Source organism: Streptomyces sp. NPDC058877 (assembly GCF_042742855.1).
Taxonomy (GTDB): domain Bacteria; phylum Actinomycetota; class Actinomycetes; order Streptomycetales; family Streptomycetaceae; genus Streptomyces.
In genome coordinates this window covers 23,328-29,644 of sequence record NZ_JBHYMF010000086.1, presented here as the reverse complement: position 1 = coordinate 29,644, position 6,317 = coordinate 23,328, and the positions used below count along the sequence as shown (strand labels likewise).

Genomic DNA, 6,317 nt, shown 5'->3' with positions numbered 1-6,317 from the left:
GCCCTCCACCCTACGGCGGAGGGCACCGCCGCCGTAGGGAATATTCGGGTGCCCCAGACCGCCCCGACCGTCGAAGCCGGACCGGTGGTGCTGCACGGGCCCGACCGGGGCGCCGGGCGGGCCCGTGGCGGTGCGCCTCAGGGCACCCGACAGAGGATCTCGCCGTGCGGAACCATGAACCAGGCGTCGTCCTGACGGCCCCACTCCCGCCACGCCTCCGCGAGCGAGGCCAACTCGGCTGCCGTCGCGTGCCCCCCGGAGACGGCCTGGGCGGCGTAGTCGGAGGAGGTGGTGCGGTCCGCCCACATGCCGCTCCACCACTCCCGCTCCTCGGGGGTGGCGAAGCACCAGGCGGCGGCCGTGGTCGTGATGTCGTCGAAGCCGGCCCGCCGGGCCCAGGAGAACAGCCGCCGTCCCGCGTCCGGTTCGCCGCCGTTGGCGCCGGCCACCCGGTGGTACAAGTCCAACCACTCGTCCAACGAGGGGTGCTCGGGGAACCAGGCGAAGGCCCCGTAGTCGCTGTCGCGGGCCGCCACGATCCCGCCGGGCCTGCACACCCGTCGCATCTCGCGGAGCGCCCGGACGGGATCGCCGACGTGCTGCAGTACCTGGTGGGCGTGGACGACGTCGAAGGAGTCGTCGGGGAAGTCCAGGGAATGGACGTCCGCCACGGTGAACTCGATGTTCTCCACGCCGCGTTCGGTGGCCACCGCGCGGGCCTGCTCCAGGACCCCCGCGGCCGCGTCGACGGCGGTCACCCGACCGGGTGCGACCAGCGGGGCCAGGTCCGCCGTGATGGTTCCCGGCCCGCAGCCCACGTCCAGCAGGTCCATGCCGGGGCGCAGCGAGGGCAGGAGGTAGGCGGCGGAGTTGCTTGCGGTCCGCCAGCGGTGTGAACGCAGTACCGACTCGTGGTGGCCGTGGGTGTAGAGGGCGGTCCGGTGGGGCGCGGGCGGTTCGGAGGCGTGCGTCATGGAGGCAACTCCCTTGAAGCGGTGCGTTCTTCCAGGGTACGCAGGATGACTGCATATTGAGATGGCTGTCTTGCCATGTGGTCATTGGATGATGGGGAGCTCGTATCGGTAGCGCAGCTCGTCCAGCAGCCTGCCGCCCGTCTCCTCCTGCGCCACCACCCCGTCCGGTCGCCAGCCCGCAGCCTCGTAGAACCGTCGCCCCCGGGCGTTCTCCGCCACCACCCATAGCGCCGCGGTCCGGAAACCCGCCGAGGCGAGTGCCCCGGTCGTCGCCGAGAGGAGGGAGCGCCCGACGCCGGCACCCCAGACCTCGGGCAGCGCATAGAGTGCGGACAGTTCGGCCGTGCTTCCGGGGGCGAACTCCTCGTCGGCCCAGGGGCGGAAGGACGAGAAGGCGAGCAGCCGTCCGTCGTCCCCCACTGCCACCAGGACGGTCGGGCGTTCGCTTGCCGTGAGCCGGGCCTGCCACGTGGCGGCGCGCTCCGCGACGTCCAGGGCGGCGAGGTGAAGGGCGGGGAGCAGGTCGCGGTAGGCGGCGCGCCAGGACAGGACGTGCACGGCGGCGAGCTCTGCGGCATCTCCGGGGAGGGCTTCACGTATCTGCATGGAGCATTCTGTTCCCCGTGGATCCTTCGGCCGCCACGGCGGGATCCATCGCCCCGTCCGGTCGCGTCCCGGAGCAGTGCCGGGCCGGCGTCGGCGCATCGCAGCCGTCCTCACGGAGCGCCCCGGAGGGGCGGCGGTCCGGCCCGCTCCGGCCCGACCCGCCCTCACCCGAACGGCCCTGGCCGAGCGGAGCGGGGCCGGCGCCGGCCCTCCGTCGCGTTCCCCGGCGTGAGGCCCCGTCGCTGCTCAGTGCGCCCCGCGCCGGGGCGCGGAAGCCGGGTCCGCTCGACCGCCTCACCCAGTCGCCGTCGCCTGGAAGGGCGGAAGAGGTCGAAACTTCGTATAAAGGGCACGGGGTGTCCGTCCGGCGCCCCCCTGCGCTCAGGAGGTACGGGTCATGCGGCAGACGGCTCAAGAAGGCCGCGGTCCCGTGCGCTACGGACCTCCCGCACCCGACACCGGCCTCCCCGTGCTGCCCGGACTCGCCGGCCTCCTCGCCGCCGCCGCGGAACGGTCCGCCCCCGAGCCGCCCGGCGGCGGCCCCGTCCTCCGCGAATCCGCGGCCGGCTACTGGTGGCGTCGCGGCCTGCGCACCCATCCCGAGGACGTGGTCGCCGCCCCCGGCGCTCCCACCCTGCTCCTCGCCCTGCTCGCCGCCCACGGTGGTGACCTCCTCCTGCCCCGTCCCTGCCCCGCCTGGTGGACCCCGCAGGCCCGCCTCCTGGGGCGCCCCGCGTACCACGTGCCCACCCCCGCCGAAGCCGGCGGCGTCCCCGACCCCTACGCCCTCCTGGAGACCGTACGGCGCATCCGGGCCGAGGGCGGGGACCCCCGAGTGCTGCTGCTCTCCATCGCCGACGACCCCACCGCCACCGTCGCCCCGCCCGAACTCGTCCGCGAGGCCTGCGAGGCGGCCGTCTCCGAAGGCCTCCACGTCGTCAGCGACGAGACCTGGCGCGACACCCTCCACCATCCGCACGACACCGTGCTGCTCAGTCCCGCGGAGATGCGTCCCGCCGAGGTCACCGTCCTCGCCGACCTCGGCGGCGCCCTCACCCCTGCCGCCTGGCCCTGCGCCGTGGCCCGCTTCCCGCCCACCGACCCGTCCCGCGCCGACCGCTGGACCGACCCCAGGGCCCGTGTCCTCGACGTGCTCACCGCCCTTGGCGCCGTCGTCCCCGGCCCCGTGGCCCCCGCGGTGGCCCACGCGCTCGACGAACCCGAGGAGGTCACCGTGCGGGCCCGGCGTGCCGCCGCCACCCACGGGCGCCTCGCCGGTGCCGCCCACCGGGCCGTCCTGGCCGCCGGAGCCCTCGCCCGACCCCCACAGGCCGGTCGCCACCTCTACGCCGACCTCGGACCGCTGCGCACCGGTCTCGCGGCCCGGGGCGTCACCGACTCCCTGGAGCTGGAGGGGTACCTCGGCGAACGGCTCGGCGCCCCGGCAACCGGCGGTTACCGGTTCGGCGACGAACTGGGCGCGCTGCGCGTCAGGTTCGGCACCGGCATGTTCCTGGGCGCCACCAGTGAGGAGCGGGCCCAGACCCTCGCGGCGCGGGATCCCGTGGAACTCCCCCATGTGGCGCGCGCATTGGAGGCCTTCGGGGCGGCCCTGGAGGAACTCCGATGACTGCGGTGGCCGTGCCCACCGGCCCGGTGGGAACGGCCGCGGTCGGGCGCCGACGCCCCACGACCGCCCCAGGCAGCACCGAGCATGACACGAGCGGAACGGAGTCCGCAGATGACCGAACGGACCGCGCCCCCCGCCCGGACCGGACAGCCCCACCACCCCGATCGGGCGACTCCCGTCCTCCAGCCCGTCGGTCGGCTCCGGAGGGACTGGCCCAGAACCTTCGCCGACCGGCTCACCGCACCGCTCCCCGGGGTTCGGGCCCTCGCCCGCCTCGCCCGCGAGGGAGCCGTCCGTCCCCGCCCCGAAGGACTCCGCGACATCCCCCTGCTGCCCTTCGAACCCGGACCGCTGCCGCCCGCCGGGCCCGACACCCTCGCCGTCACCTGGGTGGGACACGCCAGCTGGGTCATCCGGATCGGCGGTCTCACCGTCCTCACCGATCCGGTCTGGTCCCGCCGCATCTTCGGTACGCCCGCCCGGCTGACCCCCGTCGGGGTCCGCTGGGAGGACCTGCCGCCCGTGGACGCCGTCGTCATCAGCCACAACCACTTCGACCACCTCGACGGCCCCACCGTGAAGCGGCTGCCCCGTCACACCCCGGTCTTCGTGCCGGCCGGACTCGGTCGCTGGTTCACCCGCCGCCGGTTCGACCGCGTGACCGAGCTCGATTGGTGGGAGGCCGCCGAACTCGACGGGGTCCGCTTCGACTTCGTGCCCGCACACCACTGGTCCAAGCGCACCCTCCTGGACACCTGTCGCTCCCTGTGGGGCGGTTGGGTGTTGTCCGACCGGTCCGGACGGCGGATCCACTTCGCCGGGGACACTGGGTACGGCCACTGGTTCGCCGAGATCGGCCGCCGCCATCCGGGCATCGATCTGGCGCTGCTCCCGATCGGCGCCTACGACCCGCGCTGGTGGCTCAGCGACGTCCACACCGACCCCGAGGAAGCGGTCCGCGCCCACCGGGACCTCGGTGCACGGCGGATGGCACCCATGCACTGGGCCACCTTCGTCCTCTCCTCCGAGCCGGTCCTCGAACCCCTCACCCGGGTCAGGGCCGCCTGGGAGGGGGCGGGGCTTGCCCGCGAGGACCTGTGGGACCTGCCGGTCGGCGGCTCACGGGTGCTCGTGCCCTGACGCCGCCCCGCGCGGCGTGCGGTGGACCCGCCGCCACAGCGCGGGCGCCGCGCTGATCAGGACCGTCAGCCCCACCGCCGCGACGACCCCCTGCCAGGGCTCGGGGAAGAGCGAACCGCCCAGGATCCCGATCAGCTGGTACGTCGCCGCCCACGCCAGGCACGCCGCCGCGTCGCCCCGGACGAAACGGCGCAGGGGCATCTCCGCGAGGAGGCACGCCAGCATCACCGGGATCCGCCCCGCCGGCACGAGACGGGACAGCACGAGCACCGACACCTGGTGCGTGTCGAGCCTCTCCTGCGCGTGTGCGAGCCGATCGGGCGTCGCCCGGGACCGCAGCCCGGACAGCCACCGCGAGCCGTTCCGGGAACGGACACCGCGCTGCCCCAGCCAGTACAGCCCGGTGTCGCCGAGCAGCGCGGCGAGCGCCGAGACCAGGAAGACGAAGAGGAGCGAGAACGGCGACGACTGGTGGAAGGCGACGACCGCCGCCGAACTGACGATCGCGCCCGTCGGCACCACCGGCACCAGCGCCCCGAGCGCCACCAGCAGGAACAACGAGGGGTACCCGACCGCCTGCTGCGTCGACTCCGGAGGCAGCTCGCGCACCGCCGCGGCCACCCCGGCGAGCCCACCGATCACCGTGCGACCTCCGGCCGCGCCCGGCCGCCGTGGTCCAGCAGGTGAACCGCCACCTTCGGCGCGAGCCGGGCCGCGTGGCGGACGAACTCGTCGCCCGGCGCGTGGAACTCGTGCGGCCGGACCCCGTCGAGCCCGATCGGCCAGTACGTGCCGTAGTGCACGGGCACCGCCGCCGCCGGGGAGAGCGCGGCGAGCGCCTCGGCCGCCCGCCCCGCGTCCAGGTGCCCCTGCCCGAGGTAGGGCCCCCAACCGCCGACCGGCAGCAGCGCCACGTCCACCGGGCCCACCGCTTCGGCCATGTCGTCGAAGAGCCCGGTGTCCCCGGCGAAGTACGTGCGCGCCTCGCCCGCCACGACGTATCCGAGCGCGGGGGCACGGTGCGGCCCCACCGGCAGGCGCCGCCCGTCGTGGAGCGCCGGGACGGCCCGCACCGTCACGCCCTCGACCGTCACCTCGTCACCGGGTCCCACCTCGGTCAGCCGCAGCCCGTACCCGTCGAGTCGGCGGAGACCCGGTACGGCGGCCCGTGCACCGTGCGGTACGAGGACCTGCGTGCCCGGTGCGAGCCGGGCCAACGAGGGGAGGTGGAGGTGGTCGGCGTGCAGGTGCGAGACGAGGACGGCCTCGGCGCGGGCGGCCTCGGGGGGAGGCAGCGCGCCGCGCCGCCGGCGCAGATGGGCGAGCCGCCGCGCGAACAACGGATCGGTCAGGAAGCGGACCCCGGAGTCCTCGACCGTGCAGGTCGCATGGCCCCACCAGGTGACCTCCACCGGCATGCCGCCTTCCGCTCTCGGGTGCTCCGGGCCGTGGTGCCCGACGCCCAGGACCGTTCCGCACCTCCGTAACGAGGGTAAATGTCCGGAGCGGGCTCCGGAGGATGTTCGGCCGTGCGGATCCCCAGTAGGGTCGGTCCATGGACGACGTTCGGGTGGCGGCGATCGCCAGCCTCACCCCGCTCGAAGAGCTGGACAGCGACCCCTTCCTTGTCGACACGCGCGGTCAGCACGCAGCGTGCGCCCGCTGGGCCGACGACAAGGGGTACGTGCTCACCCGTCAGCTGCTGTGCTATGGCATCCGCCCCGACCACGAGGCGCTGTGGGCGGACGTCGAGGCCGGGGCGGTCGACCTCTTCGTCGCCGCCAACGAGAGGGTCCTCGCCCGTGCGGTGACTTCCGTGTCCGGATTCCGCGCCGAGTGCGAGCGGCGCGGAATCCGCGTCGAGACCGCCTGCCGGGTCGAGCCGACGTACGACGCGGCGGCCAAGGCCGGGGTGCACCGGCGCCTCTCGATGCCGACCGCCGGGTACGACGGATCCTGAAGCCGGC

General features: G+C 74.8%; 7 protein-coding genes. 3 read left to right on the top strand and 4 right to left on the bottom strand.

Annotated features, from left to right (window positions below):
• Positions 1-137: 137 nt before the first annotated feature.
• Both ACFW2Y_RS20680 and ACFW2Y_RS20675 read right to left on the bottom strand, forming a co-directional pair.
• Complete coding sequence (locus ACFW2Y_RS20680) at positions 138-974, bottom strand: class I SAM-dependent methyltransferase (RefSeq protein WP_384881043.1); 837 nt, start codon at positions 972-974, stop codon at positions 138-140.
• 81 nt (positions 975-1,055) lie between these two features.
• The gene (locus ACFW2Y_RS20675; RefSeq protein WP_384881040.1) at positions 1,056-1,580 is read right to left on the bottom strand and encodes a GNAT family N-acetyltransferase; all 525 of its coding nucleotides are present in this window, start codon (positions 1,578-1,580) and stop codon (positions 1,056-1,058) included.
• Between the two features lie 397 nt (positions 1,581-1,977).
• On the opposite strand from ACFW2Y_RS20675, the gene ACFW2Y_RS20670 reads away from it, so the two are divergent.
• Together ACFW2Y_RS20670 and ACFW2Y_RS20665 are read left to right on the top strand one after the other, a co-directional pair.
• Positions 1,978-3,210 (top strand): aminotransferase class I/II-fold pyridoxal phosphate-dependent enzyme, encoded by a 1,233-nt coding sequence (locus ACFW2Y_RS20670; protein WP_384881037.1) that lies wholly within the window; start codon positions 1,978-1,980, stop codon positions 3,208-3,210.
• 111 nt (positions 3,211-3,321) lie between these two features.
• Positions 3,322-4,350, top strand: a complete 1,029-nt coding sequence (locus ACFW2Y_RS20665; protein WP_384881034.1) for an MBL fold metallo-hydrolase — start codon at positions 3,322-3,324, stop codon at positions 4,348-4,350.
• Here ACFW2Y_RS20665 and ACFW2Y_RS20660 read toward each other — a convergent pair.
• A complete protein-coding gene (locus ACFW2Y_RS20660) occupies positions 4,330-4,992 on the bottom strand; it encodes a DedA family protein (protein WP_384881031.1) in 663 nt (220 codons plus the stop codon). The two genes, ACFW2Y_RS20665 and ACFW2Y_RS20660, sit on opposite strands and share 21 nt — an antisense overlap.
• Entirely contained in the window at positions 4,989-5,768 is a 780-nt protein-coding gene (locus ACFW2Y_RS20655) for an MBL fold metallo-hydrolase (protein WP_384881029.1), read from the bottom strand. The genes ACFW2Y_RS20660 and ACFW2Y_RS20655 overlap by 4 nt, the downstream gene beginning before the upstream one ends.
• Positions 5,769-5,905: 137 nt before the next feature.
• Between ACFW2Y_RS20655 and ACFW2Y_RS20650 the strand changes: the two genes are divergently transcribed.
• Positions 5,906-6,310: a hypothetical protein gene (locus ACFW2Y_RS20650; RefSeq protein ID WP_384881026.1), complete on the top strand. Its 405-nt coding sequence runs from the start codon at positions 5,906-5,908 to the stop codon at positions 6,308-6,310.
• The last annotated feature ends 7 nt before the right edge of the window (positions 6,311-6,317 follow it).